The sequence below is a fragment of the Mycobacterium sp. NGS49 genome (assembly GCF_059812565.1).
Genome location: NZ_JCALCX010000015.1, coordinates 156724 through 182615, shown reverse-complemented (window position 1 = coordinate 182615; position 25892 = coordinate 156724). Strand labels below are relative to the sequence as shown.

At 67.8% G+C, this 25892-nt stretch carries 25 protein-coding genes and 1 pseudogene; 12 read left to right on the top strand and 14 right to left on the bottom strand.

The window, feature by feature from the left end; translation table 11 throughout:
• A partial coding sequence (locus tag AC5Y7D_RS17850; RefSeq protein WP_499926272.1) for a PE family protein occupies positions 1-554 on the bottom strand: 554 nt, incomplete at its 3' end.
• A gap of 207 nt (positions 555-761) precedes the next feature.
• Entirely contained in the window at positions 762-1550 is a 789-nt protein-coding gene (locus AC5Y7D_RS17845) for a (2Z,6E)-farnesyl diphosphate synthase (RefSeq protein WP_499926293.1), read from the bottom strand.
• Positions 1551-1698: 148 nt separating this feature from the next.
• Between AC5Y7D_RS17845 and trhA the strand changes: the two genes are divergently transcribed.
• Positions 1699-2439, top strand: a complete 741-nt coding sequence (gene trhA, locus AC5Y7D_RS17840; RefSeq protein ID WP_499926270.1) for a PAQR family membrane homeostasis protein TrhA — start codon at positions 1699-1701, stop codon at positions 2437-2439.
• 14 nt (positions 2440-2453) lie between these two features.
• Here trhA and AC5Y7D_RS17835 read toward each other — a convergent pair whose 3' ends face one another.
• From AC5Y7D_RS17835 to mca, 4 genes are read right to left on the bottom strand one after another with little or no spacing between them, the layout of a single operon-like run.
• Positions 2454-2837 (bottom strand): nuclear transport factor 2 family protein, encoded by a 384-nt coding sequence (locus AC5Y7D_RS17835; RefSeq protein ID WP_499926268.1) that lies wholly within the window; start codon positions 2835-2837, stop codon positions 2454-2456.
• A gap of 13 nt (positions 2838-2850) precedes the next feature.
• The gene (locus tag AC5Y7D_RS17830) at positions 2851-4887 is read right to left on the bottom strand and encodes a thioredoxin domain-containing protein (protein ID WP_499926267.1); all 2037 of its coding nucleotides are present in this window, start codon (positions 4885-4887) and stop codon (positions 2851-2853) included.
• Positions 4874-5197 carry a hypothetical protein gene (locus tag AC5Y7D_RS17825; RefSeq protein WP_499926265.1) on the bottom strand — a complete coding sequence of 108 codons (324 nt, stop codon included), beginning with the start codon at positions 5195-5197 and terminating at the stop codon, positions 4874-4876. Before AC5Y7D_RS17825 ends, AC5Y7D_RS17830 begins: the two co-directional genes overlap by 14 nt.
• Positions 5194-6063: a mycothiol conjugate amidase Mca gene (mca, locus tag AC5Y7D_RS17820; protein ID WP_499926263.1), complete on the bottom strand. Its 870-nt coding sequence runs from the start codon at positions 6061-6063 to the stop codon at positions 5194-5196. The genes AC5Y7D_RS17825 and mca overlap by 4 nt, the downstream gene beginning before the upstream one ends.
• A 107-nt stretch (positions 6064-6170) precedes the next feature.
• Between mca and AC5Y7D_RS17815 the strand changes: the two genes are divergently transcribed.
• Positions 6171-6617: a DUF4307 domain-containing protein gene (locus tag AC5Y7D_RS17815; protein WP_499926261.1), complete on the top strand. Its 447-nt coding sequence runs from the start codon at positions 6171-6173 to the stop codon at positions 6615-6617.
• A 233-nt stretch (positions 6618-6850) separates the two neighbouring features.
• Positions 6851-7345, top strand: coding sequence for a transcription elongation factor GreA (gene greA / locus AC5Y7D_RS17810; RefSeq protein WP_499926259.1), 495 nt, complete (start codon positions 6851-6853; stop codon positions 7343-7345).
• Positions 7346-7463: 118 nt separating this feature from the next.
• On the opposite strand, the gene AC5Y7D_RS17805 is transcribed toward greA, so the two are convergent.
• From AC5Y7D_RS17805 to AC5Y7D_RS17790, 4 genes are all read right to left on the bottom strand, one after another.
• Entirely contained in the window at positions 7464-8618 is a 1155-nt protein-coding gene (locus AC5Y7D_RS17805; RefSeq protein WP_499926257.1) for a cystathionine gamma-synthase, read from the bottom strand.
• Positions 8619-8688: 70 nt separating this feature from the next.
• Entirely contained in the window at positions 8689-9423 is a 735-nt protein-coding gene (locus AC5Y7D_RS17800; protein ID WP_499926255.1) for an RDD family protein, read from the bottom strand.
• Between the two features lie 76 nt (positions 9424-9499).
• Entirely contained in the window at positions 9500-10894 is a 1395-nt protein-coding gene (locus AC5Y7D_RS17795) for a cystathionine beta-synthase (protein ID WP_499926254.1), read from the bottom strand.
• Between the two features lie 52 nt (positions 10895-10946).
• Positions 10947-12014 carry an alpha/beta hydrolase gene (locus AC5Y7D_RS17790; protein WP_499926253.1) on the bottom strand — a complete coding sequence of 356 codons (1068 nt, stop codon included), beginning with the start codon at positions 12012-12014 and terminating at the stop codon, positions 10947-10949.
• Positions 12015-12237: 223 nt separating this feature from the next.
• Between AC5Y7D_RS17790 and AC5Y7D_RS17785 the strand changes: the two genes are divergently transcribed.
• From AC5Y7D_RS17785 to AC5Y7D_RS17775, 3 genes and pseudogenes are all read left to right on the top strand, one after another.
• Positions 12238-13176, top strand: a complete 939-nt coding sequence (locus AC5Y7D_RS17785; RefSeq protein WP_499926291.1) for an SGNH/GDSL hydrolase family protein — start codon at positions 12238-12240, stop codon at positions 13174-13176.
• A gap of 44 nt (positions 13177-13220) precedes the next feature.
• Positions 13221-14438 (top strand): acetyl-CoA C-acetyltransferase, encoded by a 1218-nt coding sequence (locus tag AC5Y7D_RS17780; protein WP_499926252.1) that lies wholly within the window; start codon positions 13221-13223, stop codon positions 14436-14438.
• A 103-nt stretch (positions 14439-14541) separates the two neighbouring features.
• Positions 14542-14739 (top strand): annotated as a pseudogene (locus tag AC5Y7D_RS17775) (hypothetical protein); the annotation flags it as partial.
• 55 nt (positions 14740-14794) lie between these two features.
• Here the strand turns inward: AC5Y7D_RS17775 and AC5Y7D_RS17770 are convergent.
• Positions 14795-15634, bottom strand: a complete 840-nt coding sequence (locus AC5Y7D_RS17770) for a Bax inhibitor-1/YccA family protein (RefSeq protein WP_499926250.1) — start codon at positions 15632-15634, stop codon at positions 14795-14797.
• A 254-nt stretch (positions 15635-15888) separates the two neighbouring features.
• On the opposite strand from AC5Y7D_RS17770, the gene AC5Y7D_RS17765 reads away from it, so the two are divergent.
• The 4 genes from AC5Y7D_RS17765 (at position 15889) to AC5Y7D_RS17750 (ending at position 22266) form a co-directional block, all read left to right on the top strand.
• Complete coding sequence (locus AC5Y7D_RS17765) at positions 15889-16938, top strand: enoyl-CoA hydratase/isomerase family protein (protein ID WP_499926248.1); 1050 nt, start codon at positions 15889-15891, stop codon at positions 16936-16938.
• Between the two features lie 22 nt (positions 16939-16960).
• On the top strand, positions 16961-17734 hold the full coding sequence (locus AC5Y7D_RS17760; protein ID WP_499926246.1) for an enoyl-CoA hydratase: 774 nt from the start codon (positions 16961-16963) through the stop codon (positions 17732-17734).
• Positions 17731-19479, top strand: a complete 1749-nt coding sequence (locus AC5Y7D_RS17755; protein ID WP_499926244.1) for an alpha/beta hydrolase — start codon at positions 17731-17733, stop codon at positions 19477-19479. Before AC5Y7D_RS17760 ends, AC5Y7D_RS17755 begins: the two co-directional genes overlap by 4 nt.
• Before the next feature lie 120 nt (positions 19480-19599).
• Positions 19600-22266: a PE family protein gene (locus AC5Y7D_RS17750; RefSeq protein WP_499926242.1), complete on the top strand. Its 2667-nt coding sequence runs from the start codon at positions 19600-19602 to the stop codon at positions 22264-22266.
• A gap of 30 nt (positions 22267-22296) precedes the next feature.
• Here AC5Y7D_RS17750 and AC5Y7D_RS17745 read toward each other — a convergent pair whose 3' ends face one another.
• Both AC5Y7D_RS17745 and AC5Y7D_RS17740 read right to left on the bottom strand, forming a co-directional pair.
• Positions 22297-22710: a rhodanese-like domain-containing protein gene (locus tag AC5Y7D_RS17745; protein WP_499926241.1), complete on the bottom strand. Its 414-nt coding sequence runs from the start codon at positions 22708-22710 to the stop codon at positions 22297-22299.
• A complete protein-coding gene (locus AC5Y7D_RS17740) occupies positions 22710-23285 on the bottom strand; it encodes a cysteine dioxygenase (protein ID WP_499926239.1) in 576 nt (191 codons plus the stop codon). The genes AC5Y7D_RS17745 and AC5Y7D_RS17740 overlap by 1 nt, the downstream gene beginning before the upstream one ends.
• Positions 23286-23400: 115 nt before the next feature.
• On the opposite strand from AC5Y7D_RS17740, the gene AC5Y7D_RS17735 reads away from it, so the two are divergent.
• Positions 23401-23826, top strand: coding sequence for a lipoprotein LpqV (locus AC5Y7D_RS17735; RefSeq protein ID WP_499926237.1), 426 nt, complete (start codon positions 23401-23403; stop codon positions 23824-23826).
• A gap of 92 nt (positions 23827-23918) precedes the next feature.
• The gene (locus tag AC5Y7D_RS17730) at positions 23919-24971 is read left to right on the top strand and encodes a patatin-like phospholipase family protein (RefSeq protein ID WP_499926236.1); all 1053 of its coding nucleotides are present in this window, start codon (positions 23919-23921) and stop codon (positions 24969-24971) included.
• Positions 24972-24995: 24 nt separating this feature from the next.
• Here the strand turns inward: AC5Y7D_RS17730 and AC5Y7D_RS17725 are convergent, their stop codons facing one another.
• Positions 24996-25868 (bottom strand): patatin-like phospholipase family protein, encoded by an 873-nt coding sequence (locus tag AC5Y7D_RS17725; RefSeq protein ID WP_499926234.1) that lies wholly within the window; start codon positions 25866-25868, stop codon positions 24996-24998.
• Positions 25869-25892: the final 24 nt, after the last annotated feature.

Sequence of the window (25892 nt, the reverse complement as noted above, 5' to 3'; positions counted from 1 at the left end):
CCGACATAACCGCCGTCCCACTGCGACCCCAGGGCGAAGGTCGCCGCTAAGCCGGCGCTTTCGCCGCTTGTCGAGGCGGCCGTGGTCATGACGGTGAGCGCTTCGGCGCCCACGGCGGCCGATGATGCCACTTCCCCGTCGGCCAATGTCGCTGCCGTGCTGCCGGCGGCCGCATCGACCGCAGCCGCCGGCCCGACCCCACTGGTACCCGCGCTCACGATGCGATGCACGTTGCCCTGCGCTTCCAGCGCCATCCGGTGCAGGCTCGAGGCGTTGCCGAACTCGGCACTCGCGAGCGACTGTGCGCCTCCGTTCAAGGCACGAACGAAGCGGGCGTGGAAAGCGGCCACCTCGCCGCTCACCGATTGATATTCCGCCGCGTACGAATTGAACAGACCAGCAATGGCCGTAGACACCTCATCGACGCCAGTCGCGAGAATCTCGGTAGTCAACGTTGCTGCCGCCGCGTTCGCGGCGCTGAGCGCCGAGCCGATCCCCGCGATGTTCTCCGCCGCCGCCGTCAGCGCTGAGGGTGTGGCGATGACATAGGACATACGCAATCCTCCGTTAGCTGTTATAACGAAACAATCTCGGTTCAATAACAAGATGGTTCGGAACGGTATCACGGTACGATAACGAAATTATCACTCGAACATTAAGAAAACTATCACGGAATTATCACGTAAGAGTTATACTGTAATTGGTCTCTTAGAGAACGCGCCCACGACGGGACAACGCGATGGGCAGTGTGAGTGCCGCGGTTACTTGCCGTAGCGGCGGTTGCGCATGCTGTAGTCGCGCAACGCGCGCAGGAAATCGACGCGGCGGAACGCCGGCCAGTGCGCCTCGGTGAACCACATCTCCGAATAGGCGCTCTGCCACAGCAGGAAGCCGGACAGCCGCTGCTCCCCCGAGGTTCGGATCACCAGGTCGGGATCCGGTTGTCCAGAGGTGTAGAGGTTCTCGGAGATCCCTTCGACGGTCACCGCCTCGATGAGTTCCTCGGCGGTGGCCCCGTTGGCCAGCTGCTTGCTCAGCAGCGCGCGGACCGCGCCGACGATCTCCTGGCGGCCGCCGTAGCCCACCGCGACGTTGACGTGGAACGACGCGTTCTGCGGCGTGGAATCCACCGCGTCACGCAACCGGCGAGCCGGCGCCTCACCCAGTAACTCCAAGTCGCCGACGGTCCGGACGCTCCAGTGGTTGGCCGGCGCACAGATTTCTTCCACCACGTCGGTGATGATCTCGATCAGCGCCGCCAGTTCTTCGGGATCGCGCTGCAGGTTCTCGGTGGAGAGCAGGTAGACGGTGGTCATCTCGATGCCGGCGTCCTGGCACCACCGCAACATCTCGGCGATCTTGGCCGCGCCCATCCGATAGCCGACGCTGACGTCTTCGTACCCCAGGCTCCGGGCCCACCGCCGGTTCCCGTCACACAACACCGCGATATGGCGCGGGAGTTCCGACCGCGAGGCGGCCAGACCCTGCCGCAACCGCAGCTCGTACAGCCGGTACAACGGCTCTTTGATCCGCGGCGGGATGATCTCCACGAAGATCCACAGTACTGTGACCGGCACCAAATTCCGGCTGCCTTTACCGGCAATATCACGCCGCGCCTGACGGGCTCCTCTCAGGTGATCCCGCTAACCTTGAACAGGTAGATCATCACCGAACCGACAAGGCGGGGCACAACGACAGATGAGCAGCGAGACCAGCACGCTCACCAGCACGGAACCTGAATGGGACGGTCCATCACCGGCCAACGCCGCCCACCACATCGTCGAGGGCGTCGCCAAAGTCTTGAACAAGCCGCGCTTCCGCGGCTGGATTCACGTGTACTCCGCGGCCGCCGCGGTTTTCGCGGGCGCTTCGCTGGTCGCGGTGTCCTGGGCGGTGGACTCCACCAAGGCCGGGCTGGCGACCATGCTCTACACGTTCGCCACCATCATCATGTTCACCGTCAGTGCCACCTATCACCGGGTCAACTGGAAGTCGGCCACCGCCCGGATGTGGATGAAGCGGGCGGATCACTCGATGATCTTCATCTTCATCGCCGGCAGCTACACGCCCTTCGCGTTGCTGGCCCTGCCCGGGCATGACGGCCACGTGGTCCTGGCGATCGTGTGGGGCGGCGCGCTGGCCGGGGTCACGCTCAAGATGCTGTGGCCGACCGCGCCGCGTTGGGTTGGTGTGCCGCTGTACATCCTGCTGGGCTGGGTCGCGGTCTGGTACACCGGGACGATTCTGCACAACGCCGGAGTTGCGGCGATGGTGTTGCTGTTTGTCGGTGGCGCTCTCTACAGCATCGGCGGTGTTCTCTACGCGCTGAAGTGGCCCGACCCGTGGCCGTCGACATTCGGGTATCACGAGTTCTTCCACGCGTGCACCGCAGTCGCGGCGATCTGCCACTACATCGCGATGTGGTTCGTCGTCTTCTGACCGACCGGCGCCGCCTAGAGTTGCGTGACGTCAGCCGATGACCAGTAAGCCTTCATCGCGGTGACTTTTCCGTCGGCGCCGAAAGCCATTGTCTCGATGGGCTCGATACGCATCTTGTTGCCGCCGGCGGTGATCGTCAACCGGAAGTGGAATGCCGCTTCGTGACCCGAGACGCGCAGCGTCACCAATTCGCATTCACGCTCGACGCCGGTGACGGAGGCATAGAAGCCGCGGATGGCGCGGGTGCCGATATGGACCTCGCCGCCGACCGGGTCTTCCAGAGTCGCGTCGTCGGCGTAGAAAGCCGCCAAATCGTCGGCGCTGCCGTCGGCAACCGTGGCTATGTAGCGGTTGACCGTGTCGGTGATCGCTTGAGTCCTGTCGGGGCTGTTCGGCATGTCAGGCACGCTACTACCCGGGGTCAGCCAGGGCGGTGGCGAGCTGATCGGCGCTGATCACGGGCAGGTCGCAGCGCCTGCCCCGGCAGACATAGGCGGCGTCCGCACCGGCCACCCGATCCCGTCCGGCCAGCAGCGCCGACGAGTCGACTGCGCCGCCGACGACGATCGCCCCGCCCGGTGCGAGCCGACGGGCTTCGGCCAGCAACGGCGAGGTCGGGCCCTGGCACGCGACCGCGATCTGCAGCGGCCCGCGCACCGCCGCCTCGGCCACTGCCAGCCAATGCCCGGCCGACCGGGGTGCGCGCGCGAGCAGCACCGAGTGCGCGGCCAGCGTGGAGCCGACCACCTCGAGATACCGCTCGGCCCGGTCTCCCTGCACCAGGTGGGCGGCGGTGAGCAGCGCCTCGGCGATCGACGATGCACCCGAGGGCGTGGCACCGTCCAGGGGGTCGGCCGGCCGCACCACTAGTTGCTCCGCATCGTCGGCGGTGTCGAACCACCGGCCGGGACGCTGCGGGTCGCCGAAATGCCGGACCGCGGTGTCCAGCAAGTCCGTCGCAGCGGCCAGCCAGGCTTCGTCCGGCTCGAGTTGATACAAGGCCAGCAGCCCGGTGGCCAGCATCGCGTAATCCTCCAGAATCGCCGCGCTGTCCCCTATCACCCCGCCGAGACTGGCACGCCGCAGGCGCCCGTCGACGACATGCAGGTTCAGCAGCGCGGTGGCGCAGCGCCGCGCGGCCTGCGCCAACTCTGGATCGCGCAGAGCCACACTGGCTTCGGCCAACGCGGTGATCGCCAGACCGTTCCAGGCAGTGACCACCTTGTCGTCGCGGCCCGGCTGCGCCCGGGTGAGCCGGGCCACCAGCAACGCAGCTCTGATCCGTTCCAGTCGTTGCGGGTCATCGGGGTCGCTGAGCAACTGCAGAACCGATGTCCCGTGCTCGAAGGTGCCCGTCGCGGTAACCCCGAAAACCGTTGCAGCCCAACGTCCGTCGTCGGCACCCAGCAGTTCGGTCAGCTGGGCCTGCGTCCAGACGTAGGTGGATCCCTCACGGCCGTCGGCATCGGCATCCAGCGACGACGTGAACATGTCACCGTCGGCCAGGTCGTCGAGCAGAAATCGCGCGGTCTGGGCAGTGACCCGACGGGCCAGCGGATCCCCGGTCCGGCGGGCCCAGTGCGCATAGAAGCGCAACAACAATGCGTTGTCGTACAGCATCTTCTCGAAATGCGGTACCACCCAGGCGTTGTCGACGCTGTAACGGGCGAAGCCACCGGCGAGTTGGTCGTAGATGCCGCCCCGGGCCATCGCACTGCCGGTATGCGAGGCGGCCCGCAACGCTCCGGATGATCCGGTGCGCTCGTAGTTGCGCAGCAGAGCTTCCAGCAACGCCGACGGTGGAAACTTCGGAGCGGTCCCGAATCCGCCGTGCACCGTGTCCCGATCGCGCAACACGGCGGCGACGGCGTCGTCGCATAATTCCGGTGCGACCTCCGGCCCCGCGCCCGGCAGCGCGGTCACCATCGACCGCAACTCGCCGGCGATGTGGTCCGAGGCGGCCTCGACCTCGTCACGGCGCGCCGTCCAGGTCTCCTGGATAGCCGAAAGTAATTGCAGGAAGACGTCTTTCGGGTAGTACGTGCCGCAGAAGAAGGGCCGCCCGTCGGGGGTGAGGAAACACGTCATCGGCCAGCCGCCCTGCCCGGTCAGCGCGACGGTGGCGTTCATATACACCGCGTCGATGTCGGGACGCTCCTCGCGATCGACCTTGACGCAGACGAAGCCTGCATTCATCACGGCCGCCACCGCGGCGTCCTCGAAGGACTCATGGGCCATCACGTGGCACCAGTGACAGGCGGCGTAGCCGATCGACAGCAGCACCGGCACATCGCGCGCGGCGGCGTCGGCGAGTGCCTGCTCGCTCCACTGCTGCCAGTGCACCGGGTTGTCGGCGTGCTGGCGCAGATACGGGCTGGCGGCCTCGCCGAGGTTGTTCGCGCCCGGCGGATCAGCCGGGCCCTCAGTGCTTTTCTCAGTCTTTTTCAAAGTCTTTTTCAAGGTCTTTTTTAAAGGCCGAGCCCGGAGGTCGAGCAGATCCGTTGTTGTCGGTGTCGGCTGCCGGGTGCTCGAGTGTGCCCACGGTCCCTTCGTCGGCGGCCTGATCGGGCTCGGGGTGCTGGGGATCGAATGATTCGGGCACCTTTTTCAGCTGCCTGTTCATCGACCGGACCAGGAACACCGTGGCGATGACGAGCAACACGACCACCACCAGCCCGAGGGGACTGGCCTTGCCGAAGTCGGGGCCGTTGTTCTTGGTCCCGCCCTCAGCAATCACGCTGAGCAGAAAGTGATTCACCGTTCCTCGATCCCCTCGAACAGATCGGTCTCGGGCAGCCGAGCCGGTACCCGCGAGCGGGCCAACTCGAACTCCTCGGTCGGCCAGAGCCGCTCCTGCCACGACAGGGGGGCGGCGAAGAACTCGGCATTCGGGTCAATCTGCGTGGCGTGGGCGATCAGTGCGTCGTCGCGCCGGCCGAAATACGCGGAGCACTCGACCCGGGTGGTCACCCGCTTCTCGAAGTGGTCGTGTTGGGGCAGCCAGTGCTCGAGCCACTTGCCGAACGGACCTTCCTGCCCGTGTTTGGCGAACTCGTCCTGCAGCAGCTGCATCCTCGCCCGCAGAAACCCGTGCACGTAGTACAGCTTGGACACCGCCCACGGCTCGCCGGCGCCGGGGAACCGGCGGTAGTCGCCGGCCGCTTCGTATGCGCTCACCGACACCTCATGGCAGCGGATGTGGTCGGGGTGCGGATAGCCGCCGTTCTCGTCGTAGGTGATCATCACGTGCGGCTTGAACTCCCGCACGACGCGCACCAGCGCTTCGGTGGATTCCTCCAGCGGCACCAGGGCAAAGCATCCTTCGGGCAGCGGCGGGGGCGGGTCGCCCTTGGGCAGACCCGAGTCGACGAAACCCAGCCAGTGGTGTTCGACGCCGAGAATCTCGGCTGCCTTGGCCATCTCGTCCCGCCGGATCTCATGGATGTGGCCGTGCACGTCCGGCAGGTCCATCGCCGGGTTGAGGATTTCGCCGCGCTCACCACCGGTCAACGTCACCACCATCACGCGATGACCCTCGTCGGCGTACCGCGCCAGCGTCGCGGCACCCTTGCTGGATTCGTCGTCGGGGTGGGCATGCACCGCCATCAACCGCAGTTTGCTCACGTGCTCCCTTGTGTTCGTTATTCCGGGTCCGTCTGTTGGCCGCCCACCGACCTTGTCGAGTGCCCCCTATACTTCCAGTTCTCCTGTACCCCACAACTCCCCAGGGCATGACTGAGCACTTCACCGAAGGTTCCTTCGCACGGCCCGAAGCACGCTACGGCCGCAATCGGCTGACCGGGAAATCGCGGCGCCGGGTGCTTGTCGGCCTGACGGTGCTGGTCGTGGCGGTGGGCGTCGGCATCGCCATCGCGGGTTACCGGCAGCTCGGCTCCGGACCGGTCAAGGGCACCCTGGCCGGATACCGGGTGATCGACGACGAAACGGCTTCAGTGACGATCAGCGTGCACCGCTCCGACCCGTCCCGTCCGGTGGCCTGCATCGTGCGAGTCAAGGGCAAGGACGGCAGCGAGTCGGGGCGGCGCGAGGTGCTCGTGCCCCCGGCCGACCAGGACACCGTGCAGGTGACGACGACGGTGAAATCGAGCAAGCCGCCGGCGATGGCGGACGTATACGGTTGCGGCACAGACGTGCCGGCCTACCTGCGGTCCCCGTAACCGCGCGTAAAACGCCGAACAGCGGATATGTCAGTCATTCGCCGTTTGCGCAGTGGTAACATAGGTCGATGCACGGTCCTGCTTGGGACCGTGTATTGCTGCATTAGAGGCCGTGAGAAGAACGGAGTGGCAGCACCCGGGGTGGGGACCCGCAGAAGCCTGACCAATCCTGCTGCACGCGACCACCGAACTACGCGAATACGCGGAACAACAAGTACAAGGAGCGCCACGAGATGACGGACACTCAGGTGACCTGGTTGACCCAGGAGTCACATGACCGACTCAAGGCCGAGCTCGACCAGTTGATCGCGAATCGTCCGGTCATCGCCGCCGAGATCAACGACCGCCGCGAAGAAGGCGACCTGCGCGAGAACGGCGGGTATCACGCCGCCCGCGAGGAGCAGGGCCAGCAAGAAGCCCGTATTCGCCAGCTGCAGGATCTGCTGAACAACGCCAAGGTCGGTGAAGCGCCCAAGCAGTCTGGCATCGCGCTGCCGGGTTCGGTGGTGAAGGTCTACTACAACGGCGACAAGGACGACACCGAAACCTTCCTGATCGCAACCCGTCAGGAAGGCGTCAACGACGGGAAACTCGAGGTCTACTCGCCCAATTCACCGTTGGGTGGTGCGCTGATCGACGCCAAGGTCGGCGAGACCCGCAGCTACAAGGTGCCCAACGGCAACACGGTCTCCGTCACGTTGGTCAGCGCGGAGCCGTACCACTCCTGACCTTCCGGTGCGGCGCGCCGCGCGACCGTGAATCGTGCGACGCGTGTGCGGCGCGTCGCGTCGCCTAATTCACACTCGAGCCGGAGGGCCGAGGGCCAGAGGGCCGCGCGCCGGAACGTCAGGCCAGCGCCTGCTCCAGGTCGGCCAGCAGGTCGTCGACATCCTCGATTCCGACCGACAACCGCACCAGGTCGTCAGGGACCTCCAACTGTGACCCGGCGGTGGAGGCGTGCGTCATAGCGCTGGGGTGCTCGATCAGCGATTCCACCCCGCCCAGCGACTCGGCCAGGATGAAGACGCGGGTCTGGGCGCACAGTTTCTCGGCGGCCGCGCGGCCGCCGCGCATCCGCACCGAGACCATGCCGCCGAAGCCGCGCATCTGCCGCGCCGCGATCTCGTGCCCGGGGTGGCCGGGCAGCCCCGGATACAGCACGGCGCTCACCGCCTGATGGCCGGCCAGGAACTCCGCCACCGCTGCGGCGTTCTCGCTGTGCCGCTGCATCCGCAGCACCAGGGTCTTGAGGCCACGAAGGGTGAGGTAGGCGTCGAACGGCCCGGGCACCGCGCCCGCGCCGTTCTGCAGAAAGGCGAAAGCCTGATCCAGTTCTTCGTCACCGGTGACTAGTGCGCCGCCGACGACGTCGGAGTGACCGCCGATGTACTTGGTGGTCGAGTGCAGCACCACGTCCGCACCCAGGGTCAACGGCTGCTGCAGAGCGGGCGAGGCAAAGGTGTTGTCCACCAACACTTTTGCTGAACTATCCGCGCCCAGCTGGGCGATTCCGCTGATATCGGCGATCGACAGCAACGGGTTGGTGGGCGTCTCGACCCAGATCAACCGGGTGCGGGGGGTGATCGCCTCGCGCACCGCGTCGAGGTCCGAAAGCGCCACCGGGGTGTAGTCGACGCCCCATTGGGTGAAGACCTTGTCGATCAGTCTGAAGGTGCCGCCGTAAGCGTCGTCGGGGATGACGACATGGTCGCCCGGGCGCAGCATGGCCCGCAGGGCGCAGTCGCTGGCGGCCATGCCGGAACTGAATGCCCGGCCATATCCGCCGTCCTCGACCGCCGCCAGCGAGGCCTCCAGGGCGGATCGGGTCGGGTTGCCGGTGCGGGCGTATTCGAATCCGCCGCGCAGACCGCCGACGCCGTCCTGCGCAAATGTGCTGCTGGCATAGATCGGGGTGTTCACGGCGCCGGTGGCCGGGTCCGGACGGTAGCCGGCGTGGATGGCTCTGGTGGCCAGCCCGGTGAATGTGTGGTCGTCGCTCATCGACCGCAAGCCTAATCACCGCAATAACGAACGCCACCCCGGCCGCACGACCGGGGTGGCATCTGTCAGCTCAGAGCGGCAGGCACACCGTCGTCATGATCTTGTCGGCCAGCGTCTGGCGTTTGCTGTCCCACAGCGGAAACAGGAATCCGACATAGCAGATGATCGCGTCCACGAAGTGCGCGAGCTGCCGGACCAGCGACATGCCGAAGCCGAGCGGCTCGCCGGTGACCTCGCTGACCACCTTGAACTTCACGATCGACTTGCCGATGCTCGACCCGGTGGTGCCCTGGCGGTAGCCGTAATTCCAGATCACGTAGGCCAGCACCAGCAGCGACGCCAGCCCTTGGGCCAGCACGCCGATGATCGAGCCCTGGGTATAGCAGTACTGCGCGACGTCGTACTGGTTGACGCTGGTGACGCACGACTCCTCTTGGGTGAGCATGTCGATCACCTGGGCGATGCCGAGGACGACGAAGATCGGCGCGTAGTCGATCAGGAACGCCAGCACGCGGGTCAGCCACGGCGTGTAGGACTCGGTCGGCAACTCCCGGACGGCCGGTCCCGGCGGCGGGGGCGCGTAACCGCCGGCCGACGGAGGTGGCGGCGGGTAGCCGCCGGCCGGTGGCGGCGGAGGAGGCGGCGGCGGTGCGGAGCCACCGACGGATCGCGCAAAGTCACCGCTGCCGCCCGGTGCGGGCGGAGGAGACGGCGGAAGATGCCCACCGGAGGGCGCGGCACCGGAGGAACCGGGCGGCGGGGGCGGCGGTGGGTAGGACCCGCCGGGCGGCGGCTGATCGGTCATTGGGCTACCTCCAGTGGCGACTTTTGCTGAACTAAGCGGGATACAGTACCGCAGCGCCGAGAGCCAGGTCACAGCACTAGCGTCGTCGCGTCCCCTCGGAAAGGAAGCCGAGCAGGTCGTAGCGGGTGATCACGCCGACGGGTTTGCCTTCCTCGACCACCATCAACGCGTCCTGGTCGCGCAGCGCCTTCCCGGCCACGCTGACCATCTCCCCGGCCCCGATCAACCGCAACGGCGGGCTCATGTGCTGCTTGACCGCGTCGGCCAGCTTCGCGCGCCCCTCGAACACCGCGGACAGCAGTTCTCGCTCCGAGACACTGCCGGCGACCTCCCCGGCCATCACCGGCGGCTCGGCTCCGACGACCGGCATCTGCGACACCCCATACTCGCGCAGGATTCCGATGGCGTCGCGCACCGTCTCCGCCGGGTGAGTGTGCACGAGGTCGGGCAACGCACCGGACTTGCGGCGCAGTACATCACCCACCGTGGACTCTTCGGCCGAGCCGTCCAACCGGCTACGCAGGAATCCGTAGGACGACATCCAGGCGTCGTTGAAGATCTTCGCCATGTAGCCGCGGCCGCCGTCGGGCAGCAGGACGACGATCAGTGCGTCCGGGCCGGCCTGCTCGGCCACCTTCAACGCGGCGACGACGGCCATCCCGCACGACCCGCCGACCAGCATCGCCTCCTCGCGCGCCAGCCGCCTGGTCATGTCGAAGGAGTCGGAGTCCGAGACGGCGATGATCTCGTCGGGCACCGTCGGGTCGTAGGCCGCCGGCCAGAAGTCCTCGCCGACGCCCTCGACCAGGTAGGGCCGACCGGTGCCACCGGAGTACACCGAACCTTCCGGGTCCGCGCCGATGATGCGCACCCGGCCGTCGGAGACCTCCTTGAGGTAGCGGCCCGCGCCGGTGATCGTCCCGCCGGTGCCAATGCCGGCCACGAAGTGGGTGACCTTGCCGTCGGTGTCCTGCCAGATCTCGGGTCCGGTGCTCGCGTAGTGACTGGCCGGGCCCTCGGGGTTGGAGTACTGATCGGGTTTCCAGGCGCCGTCGATCTCGCGAACCAGCCGGTCGGAGACGCTGTAGTAGCTGTCCGGGTCCTCGGGCGGTACGGCGGTCGGGCAGACGACGACCTCGGCGCCGTACGCCCGCAGCACATTCCGCTTGTCTTCGCCGACCTTGTCTGGGCATACGAACACGCATTTGTAGCCGCGGCGCTGGGCAACCAGGGCGAGTCCGACGCCGGTGTTTCCGGAGGTCGGTTCCACGATCGTGCCCCCAGGCCGCAGCGCCCCGCTGGCCTCCGCGGCGTCGATCATCCGCTCGGCGATCCGGTCCTTGGCGCTGCCGCCGGGGTTGAGGTACTCCACCTTGGCGGCCACGATGCCGGCCCCGTCGGGGACGACGGAGTTCAACCTAACCAGTGGTGTGCCGCCGATGAGTTCACTGAGGTGCTGCGCGATCCGCATGCGCCTATCGTCGCAGGCGGTATCCGACGGCGCACAACCACTTCGCCCGGGTTTACCCGGTGGCCTCGCGGATGTACTCGCCGATCTGGCGCAGCGAGCGGACCGCCTCGGGCAGCAGGGGTCCGGCGACCTGGAAGTCGTGCACCTGGCCCGGCCAGACCCGCACCTCCGCCGGTACGCCGGCCGCCGCCAGCCGGCTCGCCGCCAGCTGCGCGTCGTGCAACAACACCTCGGACCCGGACACGTGAATCAGGGTCCGCGGCAGACCCGGCTCGATGTGGTCAAGTGGCTCGTAAATCTCCTCCGGCTTACCGTTCACGATGTTTTTCGCGGCACAGCTAGCAACCAAAGCACCGAGAGCATCAAAGGCGCGCGAGGGGAACATTGCGTCCGTTTTTATATTCGGATGCGCTTGCTTGTCTTCCTTTGCCAGCTGCAGCAGCGGCGAGATGGCGACAAGCGCCGCAGGCTCCTCGCCTTCGCGCAGGAGTCGCTGCGCGAGAGACAGGGCGAGGTACCCGCCGGCGGAGTCGCCCGCCACCACGATCTGGTCTGGCTCATAACCCAGCAGTCGCAGCCAGCGGTACCCGTCGTGGCAATCGTCGAGTGCCATACCGATCGAATGCTTGGGCATCAGCCGGTAGTTGACGACGAGAACGGGTGCGTCAGCAAACTTTGACAGGGACTCGACCAACCGGCCGTGGGAGTTTGCTCCACAAGTCAGGAAGGCCCCGCCGTGCAGGTAGAGCACCACGCGCCGGGTGCCGTCGGCCGGCAGCACGCCCGCCGCCCGAACCAGTTGAGCCGACGCTTTCGGCAAGGCAACCTCGGCCCTGACGGTGCTGGTCGCCGGCAACAGAACGCGCGCGGCATGGTCGATCAGACCCCACGGCCACGGAAGATGCGGAACATAGCTGCCAGCCGCCAAAACCGGCCGGATTGTCACGCGAGACGCCAGCGTAGCTACCCTTGCCGCCAGGCTGGGACCCGCCTCGACGACCTCGACTGGAGCACCGTCGCTGATCGCAAACCTGCGAGCTTCGAGTCTACGAGCCTTCAGCGCGTCGCGTGGGCGAATGGCGACTCTGGGAGAGCCGGATACTTTACCGGGTGCAGTCATGCTCAACACTTCCTACGCCGTTGTAGTCCGATACAGCATGCGACGAAGAAGCTGAGCAGTTCGTTCAGCCGCTCTCGCAAACTTAGCTTGACAGTCCTTTACCCACTAAACTTCCAACTAATCTGTTTCGATACCACATCTGTTTCACACCGTAACCGGTTTGTTTGTCAGCTACCCGCGAAATGAACGCAACCGTCCTAAACTGATATCCGTGGGCGTGCATGTGCCGCGGCGTTCGACGATCGCTTTGGCCACAGCGGGTGCACTCGCCTCGACGGGCTCGGCCTATCTGGGCGCACGCAACCTGCTGGTTGGTCAGGCGATGCATGTGCGCACGGTGATACCCAAGTCCTGGGATCCCCCGCCCCGCGCAGACGGCGTCTACACCCGCGGCGGCGGCCAGGTCCAGCGCTGGCGGTACGGGACATCGTTCGATCTACACCTGATGATTTTCGGCGACTCGACGGCGACCGGCTACGGATGCGCCACCGCCGAGGAAGTGCCGGGCGTGGTCATCGCCCGCAGGCTCGCCGAGGAGACCGGTCTACGCATCAGGCTGAGCACCAAGGCCATCGTCGGCGCCACGTCGAAAGGTGTCCTGGGCCAGGTCGACGCGATGTTCGTGGCCGGGCCACCACCAGACGCGGCAGTGATCATCATCGGCGCCAACGACATCACCGCGCTGAACGGGATCGGACCGTCCGCGCAGCGACTGGGGACGTCGGTGCGCAAACTGCGCAACCGGGGCGCGGTCGTGGTGGTCGGTACCTGCCCCGACTTCGGGCTGATCACCGCTATTCCACAGCCGCTGCGTTCCGTGGCGCGTACCCGTGGCCTCCAACTCGCCCGCGCACAGGCTGCGGCGGTGAAGGCGGCCGGCGGTGTGCCGGTGCCGCTGGCGCATCTGCTGGCGCCCAAGTTCCGCGAGATGCCAGAGCTGATGTTCTCCTCCGATCGCTACCATCCCTCGGCGGCCGGTTATGCCGAAGCGGCCGAACAGTTGCTGCTGGCCATGCGTGCAGCGCTGAGCGCCAAGATTCCCACGCTGGCAGGTCCTCCCGCACTACCGGCAATCACCAATCACAGCCGGCGGACCATCGTGTCGAGGTTGTGGTCGCGCCCTGCGCAGCCCCACGCGACCGCCGCAGCCGCCTCCGGTTGAGGGCGCGTTAGGCTCGGCTTCGCAAACCCAATCGAGGAGTCGTCATGCCGGAAGCCGTCATCGTTTCAACTGCCCGCTCGCCGATCGGCCGCGCCATGAAGGGGTCGCTGATCAGCATGCGGCCCGACGATCTGGCCGCGCAGATGGTTCGCGCCGCGCTCGACAAGGTGCCCGCGCTCAACCCTCATCAGATCGACGACCTGATCATGGGCTGCGGCCAGCCCGGCGGTGAGTCCGGCTTCAACATCGCACGCGTGGTCGCCGTTGCGCTCGGCTACGACTTCCTGCCGGGGACGACAGTCAACCGTTACTGCTCGTCGTCGCTGCAGACCACCCGCATGGCGTTCCACGCGATCAAGGCCGGCGAGGGCGACGTCTTCGTCTCTGCGGGCGTGGAGACGGTGTCCCGGTTCGGCAAGGGCAATGCCGACGGCTGGCCGGACACCAAGAACCCGTTGTACGACGCCGCGCAGGAGCGCACCAACACCGCCGCCGCAGGCGGCGACGAGTGGCATGACCCGCGCGCCGACGGCAACGTCCCCGACATCTACATTGCGATGGGCCAGACCGCCGAGAACGTCGCACTGCTGACCGGCATTTCCCGGGAAGACCAGGACCACTGGGGGGTGCGCAGCCAGAATCGGGCCGAAGAGGCCATCAAGAGTGGCTTCTTCGAACGCGAGATCTCCCCGGTCACCCTTCCCGACGGCAGCATCGTCAGCACCGATGACGGCCCGCGGGCCGGCACCACCTACGAGAAGATCAGCGAGCTCAAGCCGGTCTTCCGGCCCAACGGCACGGTGACCGCGGGCAATGCCTGCCCGTTGAACGACGGTGCCGCGGCGGTGGTGATCACCAGCGACGTCAAGGCCAAGGAGTTGGGCCTAAAACCACTGGCGCGCATCGTGTCCACCGGCGTCAGCGGTCTCTCGCCGGAGATCATGGGGCTGGGCCCGATCGAGGCGACCAAGCAGGCACTGGCCCGCGCCGGAATGTCGGTGGGCGACATCGACCTGTTCGAGATCAACGAGGCCTTCGCGGTTCAGGTGCTGGGCTCGGCCCGGGAGCTGGGAATCGACGAAGACAAGCTGAATGTCTCCGGCGGCGCGATCGCGCTGGGGCACCCGTTCGGTATGACCGGCGCCCGGATCACCGCGACGCTGCTCAACAACCTGACCACCCATGACAAGACCTTCGGCCTGGAAACCATGTGTGTCGGCGGCGGCCAGGGCATGGCGATGGTGATCGAGCGGCTCAACTAGGCGTTTTGGCGTTGAGCCTGCGTTGACGGCGGCGGCCACTCGCACTTTGTCGCCGACACCGCAGAGCCAACAGCGGTGTCGGTGCCGGCCGTCACATGTCGGCGTGAACAGCGCGTGGCAGCCCTTTATCGGCAGTGAGGCGCTGGCCGACGGCGTCCTGACCCGGCATGAGCTGCGCACGTACTACCGCGCGATCATGCCGAACGTCTACCTGGACAAGCGGGCCGACCCGACGCTGCGACAGCGCACGCCGGCAGCGTGGCTATGGTCGCGGCGACAGGCGGTGATCGCCCCCGCAACCCCCACAAAGGAAAAGCCGGCACACCAGAGGCGTGCCGGCTTGCCCGTCTTGGGGATTAGTCGTTCTGCAGATAACTCAGCAGACGCAGGATCTCCAGGTAGAGCCAGACCAACGTGACGGTGAGGCCGAGGGCGATTCCCCAGGCGGCCTTCTCCGGCGCGCCCGCGCGAATCATCTGATCGGCCGCATCGAAGTCGATGAGGAAGCTGAAGGCTGCGATACCGATGCACACCAGGGAGAAGATGATCCCGATGGGGCCGGCACTGCGCAGGCCCAGACCCTCACCGCCACCGACGTTGAACATCGCCAGGACGAAGTTGCCCAGCATCAGCACCAGCACGCCGAACATGGCAGCGATCAACATCCGGGTGAACTTGGGGGTGACTCGGATGGCGCCGGTCTTGTAGACGACGAGCATGCCGAAGAACACACCCAGCGTGCCCAGTACCGCCTCCCCGATGAGCATGCCGGCATTCGCCGAACCCACCGAGAAGTTGGCCAGCATGAACGAGATGGCACCGAGGAACAAACCCTCGAGGGCGGCGTAGCTGAGCACGATCGCCGGGTTGTCCTGCTTGCGCCCGAACGTGGCGATGAGCACCAGCGCCAGTCCACCGAAGGCGCCGACCATGGTCAGCGGCATCGCCAGCTTGAGGTTGGTCGCGACCAGGAAGTAGGAGACGATGGCCGTGGTCGACAGCATGGCCAGCGTCAGGCCGGTCTTGGTGACGACATCGTCGATGGTCAGCGGACGCGAGACGCGAGCGTCACGACCCTGCTGGTAGGGGGCGTAGGGGTCGGCAGGGTAACCGGCCTGTACGCCGGGGCCGAATTGCGCGTATCCGCCCGCCTGCTTGGGCAGGGAACGAAATACCGGGTTGCTTGTCTCCCGCACCGTCGGATCCTCTCTCAAATTGCTATGGCTTCGAACGTGCGAACAACCGGTCAACGAGTGGTGGTCCGCCCGAGTTCCCAGCGGAGCTGCTGTTTTGTAGTCACTCCGGAACTCCTGTAGCTCGCCCGGATCACCTTAAACCTTAGACCCGGGAAGATCGGCGAGCGAGTCACGATCTAGATTGCTCGTCAAACTCATGGCCACGCTGAAGTGAACGGGTTCGTGAGCGGATTGCGGCGAGGGGAGACCAACGGATGACTGAGGCCGTCACCGGGGAATCCGACGAAGTCCTGACCCGCGTGGTCGACGGCGTCGGCTACGTGACCCTCAACCGGCCCAGGGCGATCAATTCGCTGAACCAGACGATGGTGGACTTGCTCAGCACCGTGCTCATCAGGTGGGGACGCGACGACGCGGTGCGTGCGGTGGTACTGACCGGGGCTGGGGAACGGGGACTGTGCGCCGGGGGCGACGTGGTGGCCGTCTACCACAGCGCGCGCAAGGACGGGGTCGACGCGCGGCGCTTCTGGCGTGACGAGTACCTGATGAACGGGTTGATCGGCCGGTTCGCCAAGCCCTACGTGGCAGTGATGGACGGCATCGTGATGGGCGGTGGCGTCGGCGTGAGCGCGCACGCCAACACCCGGGTGGTGACCGACACCTCCAAAGTCGCGATGCCCGAGGTCGGTATCGGGTTCATCCCGGACGTCGGCGGCGCCTACCTGCTGTCGCGCGCCCCGGGCAAGCTGGGCCTGCACGCCGCGCTCACCGGAGCGCCGTTCAGCGGCGCCGACGCCATCGCGCTGGGCTTCGCCGATCATTACGTGCCACACGGCGAACTCGACGCCTTCACCGCGGCGGTCGCCGCCCATGGCGTCGAAGGCGCGCTGGCCAGACACGCTATCGAACCACCACCGAGCGAGCTTGCCGCACAACGAGAGTGGATCGACGAGTGCTACGCGGCCGGCAGCGTCGTCGATATCGTTGCCGCGCTGCGCGGCCATGACAACGAAGCCGCCCACGACGCCGCCAAGCTGATCGGCACCCGTTCGCCCATCGCGCTGTCGGTCACTTTCGAGGCCGTGCGGCGCGCCGCTGAGCTCGAAACACTGGAAGATGTTCTGGTGCAAGACTATCGGGTGTCGTCGGCTTCGCTGCGCTCACACGATCTGGTGGAAGGCATCCGCGCGCAACTCGTCGACAAGGACCGCAGTCCGAAGTGGTCGCCCCCATCACTGGCCGAGGTCGCGGTCGCCGACGTCGCAGCGTATTTCGCGCCGGTCGACGACGACCTACAGTTCTAGGGACGCCGGAAAGGGAATAACCATGGCGTACGAAACGATTCTGCTGGAACGCGAGGAGCGGGTCGGCATCATCACACTGAACCGGCCCAAGGCGCTGAACGCGCTCAACAGCCAGGTGATGAGCGAAGTCACAAGTGCCGCTTCCGAATTGGATAACGACCCGGACATCGGGGCAATCATCATCACCGGTTCGACCAAGGCCTTCGCGGCCGGCGCCGACATCAAGGAGATGGCCGGGCTGACGTTCGCCGACGCTTTCGGCGCTGATTTCTTCGCCGCCTGGGGCAAGCTGGCCGCCGTACGCACCCCGACGATCGCTGCGGTTGCCGGATACGCCCTCGGCGGCGGCTGCGAGCTCGCGATGATGTGCGACCTGCTGATCGCCGCCGACACCGCGAAGTTCGGCCAGCCGGAGATCAAGCTCGGCGTGATTCCGGGGATGGGTGGCTCGCAACGGCTGACCCGGGCCATCGGCAAAGCCAAGGCGATGGACCTCATCCTGACCGGACGCACCATCGACGCGGCGGAGGCCGAACGCAGCGGCCTGGTCTCCCGGGTGGTACCGGCCGACGACTTGCTGACCGAGGCCAAGGCCGTCGCGACCACCATCTCGCAGATGTCGCTGCCGTCCGCGCAGATGGCCAAGGAAGCCGTCAACCGGGCCTTCGAATCGACGCTGGCCGAAGGACTGCTCTACGAGCGCCGGTTGTTCCACTCGACGTTCGCCACCGACGACCAGTCCGAGGGCATGGCGGCATTCATCGCGAAACGCCCACCCGACTTCACCCACCGATGACCACATCCGCGACGAGCGCGATCGGCGAACAACCGGACAGCGACAGCGACAGCGTCGCCGCCGTAGCAGAGGCCCCCTGGTGGCACCGGTATCGAGGCCGCTGGTGGGTCCGCCACTACACCTACACCGGAACCACGGTTGGCCTGATCTTCGTGTGGTTGTCGCTGACGCCGTCGCTGTTGCCTCGCGGTCCCCTGTTCCAGGGAGTGGTCAGTGGCTGTTCCGGCGCCATCGGGTACGGCCTGGGCGTGTTCTCCGTATGGCTCGTGCGGTACATGCGCTCGCAGAACACCAGTCCGCCGGCACCGCCGTGGGCCTGGCCGCCGCTGCTGGTGGTGGGCGCCATCGGTGTCGTTGTCATGGCGATCCGGTTCCACGTCTGGCAGGACAAGGTGCGCGACCTGATGGGCGTGGAGCACCTGGAGTGGTACGACTACCCGCTCACCGCGGCCTTGTCTATGGTCGTCCTGTTCTCGCTGGTGGAGTTCGGCCAGCTGATTCGGCGGCTGGTGATCGTGCTGGTGTCGCAGGTTGACCGCATCGCACCGTTCCGGGTCTCGGCGACCATCGTGGTGGTCGGCCTGACGGTACTGACGATCACCCTGCTCAACGGTGTCGTGCTCAAGTTCGCGATGCGATCCATGAACGGCAGTTTCGCCGCGGTCAACAACGAGATGGATCCAGACACCCGCGCGCCGCAAACCAGACTCCGCTCGGGCGGTCCGGAATCGCTGGTGTCCTGGGAGTCGCTGGGGCATCAGGGCCGGATCTTCGTCGAAGGCGGACCTTCGGTCAGCAGACTGACCAAGTTCAACGGAACCCCCGCCACCGAGCCGATCCGGGCCTACGCCGGCCTGAAATCAGCGGAAGACTTGGATGCGACGGCCGACCTGGCCGCACGCGAGCTGCTGCGCACCGGCGGACTGCAACGCGCGGTCGTCGCCGTGGCGACGACCACCGGAACCGGCTGGATCAACGAGGCCGAAGCGTCGGCGCTGGAGTACATGTACAACGGCAACACCGCGATCGTGAGCATGCAGTATTCGTTCCTGCCCAGCTGGCTGTCATTCCTGGTCGACAAGGAGAACGCCCGGCACGCCGGGCAGGCGCTGTTCGAGGCCGTCGACAAGCTGATCCGCCGGATGCCGGAGTTCAAGCGTCCCAAGCTCGTCGTCTTCGGCGAGAGCCTGGGATCGTTCGGCGGTGAGGCGCCGTTCATGAGCATCAACAATGTGCTCGCCCGCACCGACGGTGCCTTGTTCAGCGGGCCGACATTCAACAACACCATCTGGACCCAGCTCACCGCGAACCGCGACCAGGGCTCGCCGGAATGGTTGCCCATCTACGATGACGGGCGCAATGTCCGATTCGTCGCCCGCGCGGAGAATCTGGACCGCCCCAAAGCGGAGTGGGGCCGGCCGAGGGTGGTTTATCTGCAGCACGCCTCCGACCCGATCGCCTGGTGGACACCCGACCTGATCTTCAGCCGGCCCGACTGGCTACGCGAGAAGCGGGGCTATGACGTGGTGCCCGATATGCGCTGGTTTCCGCTAGTGACATTCCTGCAGGTGTCGGCCGACATGGCGGTTGCCGTCGACGTCCCGGACGGGCATGGTCACCGCTACGTCGCCAACTGCGCCGACGGATGGGCTGCGGTGCTGTCTCCGCCGGGCTGGACGCCGGACAAGACGGCCAAGCTGCGGCCGCTGTTGCATGCCGATTCGACGGCGGGCACCTCGGGATAACGCCTGCCGGAAGATTTGACGGAAACGCAAACTCCTCAGCCGACGTTGTGATCCACTTTTTCACACATCGGGTGTTGCGCACGCCGGTCGGGCCGACGGCGCGGTTGGGAGGTTGGTCCCATGTCATTCGTCTTCACGGTGCCGGATCTGGTGACACGGGCGGCGTCGGACGTGGCCGGTCTCGGTTCAACGCTCGGCGACGCCAATACCGCTGCTGCCGCCTCGACGACCCGCCTGCTCGCTGCGGCCGAAGATGAGGTGTCGGCGGCGATCGCGGCGCTGTTTTCCGCACATGGCCAGGGTTATCAGGCACTGAGTACTCATGCGGCCACGGTGCATGCCGAGTTCGTGCAAGCCTTGGCTGCCGGCGCGCAGGCGTACACCGGGGCCGAAGCCGCCAACGCGTCGCCGCTGAATCTGCTGCTCGATGCGATCAACGGCCCGGTGCAGACGCTGACGGGACGCCCGCTGATCGGCAATGGCGCCAACGGCGCTCCCGGCACGGGCCAGAACGGCGCTCCGGGTGGTTGGCTGTTGGGCGATGGCGGCTCCGGCGGATCCGGGGCGCCAGGTCTTGCTGGGGGCGCCGGAGGCGCCGCGGGTTTGCTGGGCTCCGGCGGCTCAGGCGGAGCCGGCGGCAGTTCGTCGACCGGCAGCGGTGGCGCCGGCGGGGCCGGCGGGGCCGGCGGATGGCTGTCGGGCAACAGCGGAGTCGGCGGCGCGGGCGGAGCCAGCACGATCGTCGGCGGCATAGGCGGCGCCGGCGGCGCGGGCGGTGCCGGCGGGCTGCTGGGCAGCGGCGGATTGGGGGGGGCCGGCGGGCACGGCGCTAGCGCCGGTGGTGCCGGTGGGGCCGGCGGAACCGCCGGCTTGCTGGCCGGCTTGGTCGGTGGGGGTGGCGGTCACGGTGGCACGGGCGGCGATGGCGGCCCCGGGGGTATCGGTGGAGTCGGCGGCAACGCCGGGCCTCTGTTCGGTCCGGGCGGCTCCGGCGGAACAGGCGGCGGCGGTGGCGGCACCGGCGGGGCCGGCGGTAACGCGGGGCTCCTGTATGGGGCGGGCGGCGCGGGCGGCGCGGGCGGCGTCGGTAACAGCGGCGGCATTGGGGGCGCCGGTGGCAATGCCGGTCTGTTCTTCTCCAACGGCGGTGCCGGTGGGGCGGGCGGATACGGGGTAACCGGCAACGGAGGCGCGGGCGGTGCCGGCGGGAACGCCGGATGGCTCGGCGACGGGGGCATCGGTGGGGCCGGCGGCTCCGGCGGAATCAGGGGCGTCAGCATCCCACCCACGGGCGTCGGTGGCGTGGGCGGGACCGGCGGCAAAGCCGGCGTGTTGTTCGGCAACGGTGGTGCCGGCGGTGCTGGTGGGGCAGGCGCGACGGCCGGTGGTCTCGGTGGTAACGGCGGCAGCAGCGTGCTGATCGGCAACGGGGGCAACGGTGGGATCGGCGGCGCGGCCCCGACATCCGGCGGCACTGGCGTCGGCGGAATCAGTGGGGCGCTGCTGGGTCTGGACGGATTCAACGCCCCGGCGAGCACTTCGCCGCTGCACAACCTGCAGCAACAGGCGCTCAATGCCATCAACGCGCCTATTCAGGCCGCGACCGGACGCCCGCTGATCGCAAACGGCGTGCCGGGAGCGGCAGGCAGCGGCACCGCGGGCACACCCGGCGGATGGCTACTCGGTGACGGCGGGGCAGGCGGGTCCGGCGCATCAACCGGGCTGAATGGCGGCGCAGGGGGCAGCGGTGGAGCCGCCGGGCTGTGGGGCGCGGGCGGGTCCGGCGGAGCCGGAGGCCTGGGGGCACCCGGTGGCCCGAACGGTGGATCCGGCGGGGCCGGCGGCGCTGGAGGGACCGGTGGGCTGCTTTCGGGTAACGGCGGCAGCGGCGGAATCGGTGGAACCGGCGGCCTGACCCCAGCCGGTACTGGTGGTGTGGGCGGAGCAGGAGGCGCCGGCGGAGCCGGCGGGTTACTCGGCGCCGGAGGAACCGGTGGCGGTGGCGGAGGCGGCGGGATCGCTGGAAACGCAGCGAGCACCGGCGGCGCGGGCGGCGCCGGCGGAGCCGGTGGCACTGGCGGCATGCTCGGCGGACTTGTGGGCGCCGGCGGCGGTGACGGCGGAGTTGGCGGGCTCGGCGGGCCCACCACCTTTGGCGGGGCCAGCGGTGTCGGAGGCGCCGGCGGAAACGGTGGCGACGCCGGCATGCTCGGCGGTCCCGGCGGATCCGGCGGATCCGGCGGGCAAGGCGGACCGGGTGGAGCCGCCAACGGGGGCACCGGCGGAGCCGGCGGCAACGGCGGAACCCTGTTCGGCAGCGGCGGTGTCGGCGGTAATGGCGGCACGTCAAGCAAAGGCGTCGGTGGCACGGGCGGTCATGGCGGCAATTCCGGCCTGTTGTTCTCCAGCGCGGGCGCCGGCGGTTTCGGCGGTACCAGCGTGAATGGCAACGGCGGGGCGGGCGGAACCGGCGGCAATGCCGGCTGGCTCGGCTGCGGCGGCTCCGGCGGCGCCGGCGGTATCGGCCCCAACGGCAACGGCGGCGCCGGAGGCGACGGCGGGACCGGCGGGCAGGTGCTCGGGACGGGTGGCACCGGTGGCGCCGGCGAAGACGGCGACCCGGCCGCCGGGAAAGGTGGGGCGGGTGGTCTAGGCGGGACCACCGTGCTGATCGGTACGGGTGGCAACGGCGGAAACGGCGGGACAGCCAACACCAAAGGCAGTCCCGGAGTCGGGGGTGCCGGCGGACTACTGCTGGGCCAGAACGGCTTCAACGGGTTGACGTAACGCGATCGGCCCGCACCGCGACGCCTTCAGTCAGATGCGCACGGGCCCGGTGTTTTGCAGTATCCGGTTCGTCTCGCCCAACACCCCGGCAGCGACCATCGCGTGATAGCCACCCACCACGTCTTTCGCGCGGCGCAACCCGAGATCCAGCAGCGCGGCCGCGGCCAGGCTGGAGGTGTAACCCTCCGAACAGAGGATCACCCATTCCACGTCGTCGCCGACGGCTTGCGGAAGCCGGGCGTCACTGGTCGGGTCGCAACGCCATTCCAGGACGTTGCGCTCGATCACCAACGCGCCGGGCACTTCTCCTTCGCGGGCACGCTGCGCCGCCGGTCTGATATCGACCAGCACGGCTCCCCGCCGCAGCGCCTCGGGCACCTGCGCTGCGGGCAATCGGTCATAACGCGAGCGGGCCGCCTCCAGGATCCGGTCGATTCTGCTCATCAGGGCCCCTCGGGTTGGTCGGTCAACTCGGTGCGCTGGCGGCGGAGTGTGTTTCGTTCGGTGACGTCGTAGTAGGACATCGCGGTCAATGGCGGTGAGTAGGCGTGCACGCTCAGGGTCGGCTGCACCGGGGCCGGCGAGGCGGCGGAAGCCGGTCGCGGCGCCCACACCACGTCGTGCACCCAGCCCAGCGGGAACCCGGCCTGGTCGCCGGCGTCGAGCCGGCGGCGACGCAATCGTCTTCCATCCCATCGGAATTCGTTGAGCGAACCGGACAGGACGGTCAGCGCGCCGAGCGAGCCGCCATGGTCGTGCAGTTCGGTGGCGTGCCCGGGAACCCAGCTGATCAGCCAGATATCGAGTTCCTCGTCACCGTGGATGCGGGTGAACCAGCGTTGCGTCTCGGGCACGCCGCCGACTGGCAGCAGGTGGTCGCACCGCCCGCTGAGGACGTCGTCCGCGGCTTGATCGGTGGCGTGCAGCAGATCGGGCACCCGCAGCCGGGTAGGTCCAGAGCTTGGGATGGCCGGCGCGGCGGAAAGCGTGGGGTACGGACGGGCAAACGCAGTAGGCACGGGAAGAACTCCAGGGTGTGAAACGGACAGGGCGAGCGGCGGCGCGTCAGGGCCGACAACACTCGCAGAATCCGAACCGTTCCATCACGACGACAGTGTTGCATAGATTGAGACTGTGCGCGGACGCCGACAGTGGGGAGTGCTGCTGAGCGCAGTGGCTTGTCTGTCCGCGCTAGCCGCCTGCTCACACGGCGGCGACAGCGGCAAGCCCGCTTCCTCGCCGGCCCGTTCGTCGACCGCCACCAGTTCGCTGCCGCCTGGCGCCATCGGCGTCTCCCCCGGCGGTGTGACCACCCGGGTCGATGCGCCCGCGGAGTCGACAGAGGAAGAGTATTTCCAGGCCTGCCATGCCGCGAAGGTGTGGATGGACGAGCACGGTGGTGCCGGCGAAACGCAGATTGAGCCGTACCTGGGGATGGTTCAGACCTCGGCGTCGGGCGTTGCGGGCAGCTGGAACAAGCGGTGGGCGGAGCTGGGGCCGCAGCGGCAGGCGGCGGTGATCGTCGCGGCGCAGGCGGCCGGCCGGGGCGAATGCGGTTGACGATCCACCCCATCACCGCGGATTGAAATCACCGGTACACAAAACTGTCAGCCGGTCCCGGCGGGTGAGCTCCCGGCAAGCAGAATGAGGGGATGTCCGGACCCATCCCCCTTCGCCCCCGCGACACCTCCCGCACCCGCGTCGCGTTGGCGCTGGGCAGCGGCGGCGCCCGCGGTTACGCCCATATCGGCGTCATTCAGGAGGTGCAGGAGCGGGGTTATGAAATCGTCGGCATCGCCGGATCCTCGATGGGCGCCCTGGTGGGCGGGGTGCACGCGGCCGGCCGCCTGGACGAGCTCGCCGAGTGGGCCAAGTCGCTCACCCAGCGCACGATCCTCCGGTTGCTCGACCCCTCGCTCACCGCGGCCGGAGTGTTGCGGGCGGAGAAGATTCTGGACGCGGTGCGCGAAATCCTCGGGCCGGTCACCATCGAGCAACTGGCGGTCCCCTACACCGCGGTTGCCACCGATCTGCTGGCCGGCAAGTCGGTGTGGTTCCAGCGAGGCCCGCTGGACGAGGCAATTCGCGCCTCCATCGCGATCCCCGGCATCATTGCCCCGCACGAGATGGGCGGGCGCCTGCTCGCCGACGGCGGCATCCTCGACCCGCTGCCGATGGCGCCGCTCGCGGCGATCAACGCCAACCTGACCATCGCCGTCAGCCTCAACGGCAGCGAACCAGGGGCCACCCGCGACGCCGAACCGGGCATGACCGCCGAGTGGGTGAACCGCATGATGCGCAGTACCACCGCGTTGCTGGACACCAATGCGGCGAAGTCGCTGCTGGATCGGCCGACGGCGCGCGCCGTCCTGAGCCGGTTCGGCGCGTCGATTCCGGAGTTGGACAGCTGGTCAAGCTCCTCCGATGTGGACGGCCTTGGAGGAGCACCGGAGGTGCCGAAGCTCGGCAGCTTCGAGGTGATGAACCGGACGATCGACATTGCCCAGTCGGCGCTGGCGCGCCACACGCTGGCGGCTTATCCGCCCGACCTGATGATCGAGGTGCCGCGCACCACTTGCCGCAGTCTGGAATTTCACCGCGCGGTCGAGGTGATCGCCGTCGGCCGCTCCCTTGCGACACGCGCCCTGGACGCCTTTGAGAATGGCGACACCGACGAGTCGCAGCCACCCGCGATCGAGGGCTGAACATTCCGTTCCGAGTCCCCGCGATCAGACCCCGAGAAAGCGAGCGACGGCCTCGGCTTCCCGACGGCCCTGCGCACGCCCGGCCTTCGCCGAGCCGATGCGACATCGGGGATCGAGCGGATTGACACCGAACGCCGCGACCGATTCCTCGTCGGCGAACACGCTGAACGTTTCACCTGCGAACGCCGCGATCTCGTCGGCAGGCCCGGGGCCGAACGGCGACGGCGTGTCGGCGCCCGCGGGTACCAGCACCACGGCCACGTCGCAGTCACCCGCAACGTCGACGTTGACCGCACTGTGCACGCCGCCGTCCATGTAGCGCCGTCCCCCGATCGTCACCGGCGGCCACGCACCCGGCACCGCGCAACTGGCGGCCACCGCATCGACCAGCCCCACTCCGGAATCGCGGTCGAAAACCACCACGTCGCCTGTCGCCGTGTCGATTGCCACGACCCGCAGGGCGCGGTCCGACCATTCGTGCGAGGGCAGGCGTTGCGCGATCACCGCGCGGCGCACGGGTTCCGCGACGGTCTCGGTGGCCAGTGCCACCGCACCGATTCGCTGTAGCCGCCCCCTGGTCTTGTCGAAGCCCGCGGTGCGCGGTTCGCGCAGCGCGTCCAGGAACAGCTCGGTGATCGCCGCTATGTCGACCCCGGGATCGATCTCAGCGGAGGCCGTCGCGACCTGCCGGTCGAACAGCGCCGCCAGGGAGTGGCCGCTGCTGATCTGGGCCGCGACCGTCGAGCCGGCAGATGTGCCGACCAGTACGTCTGATTCCACCAGCAACCGGGCCGCGACCGGCGACACATCGGCGATGCCACGCAGAATGCCTGTCTCCCAAGCGATTCCCGCGACCCCCCCGCCGGCCAGGACAAGCGCTCGTCTGGACGTCGTCATGGCTGGTTACTCTGCCAGGACCCG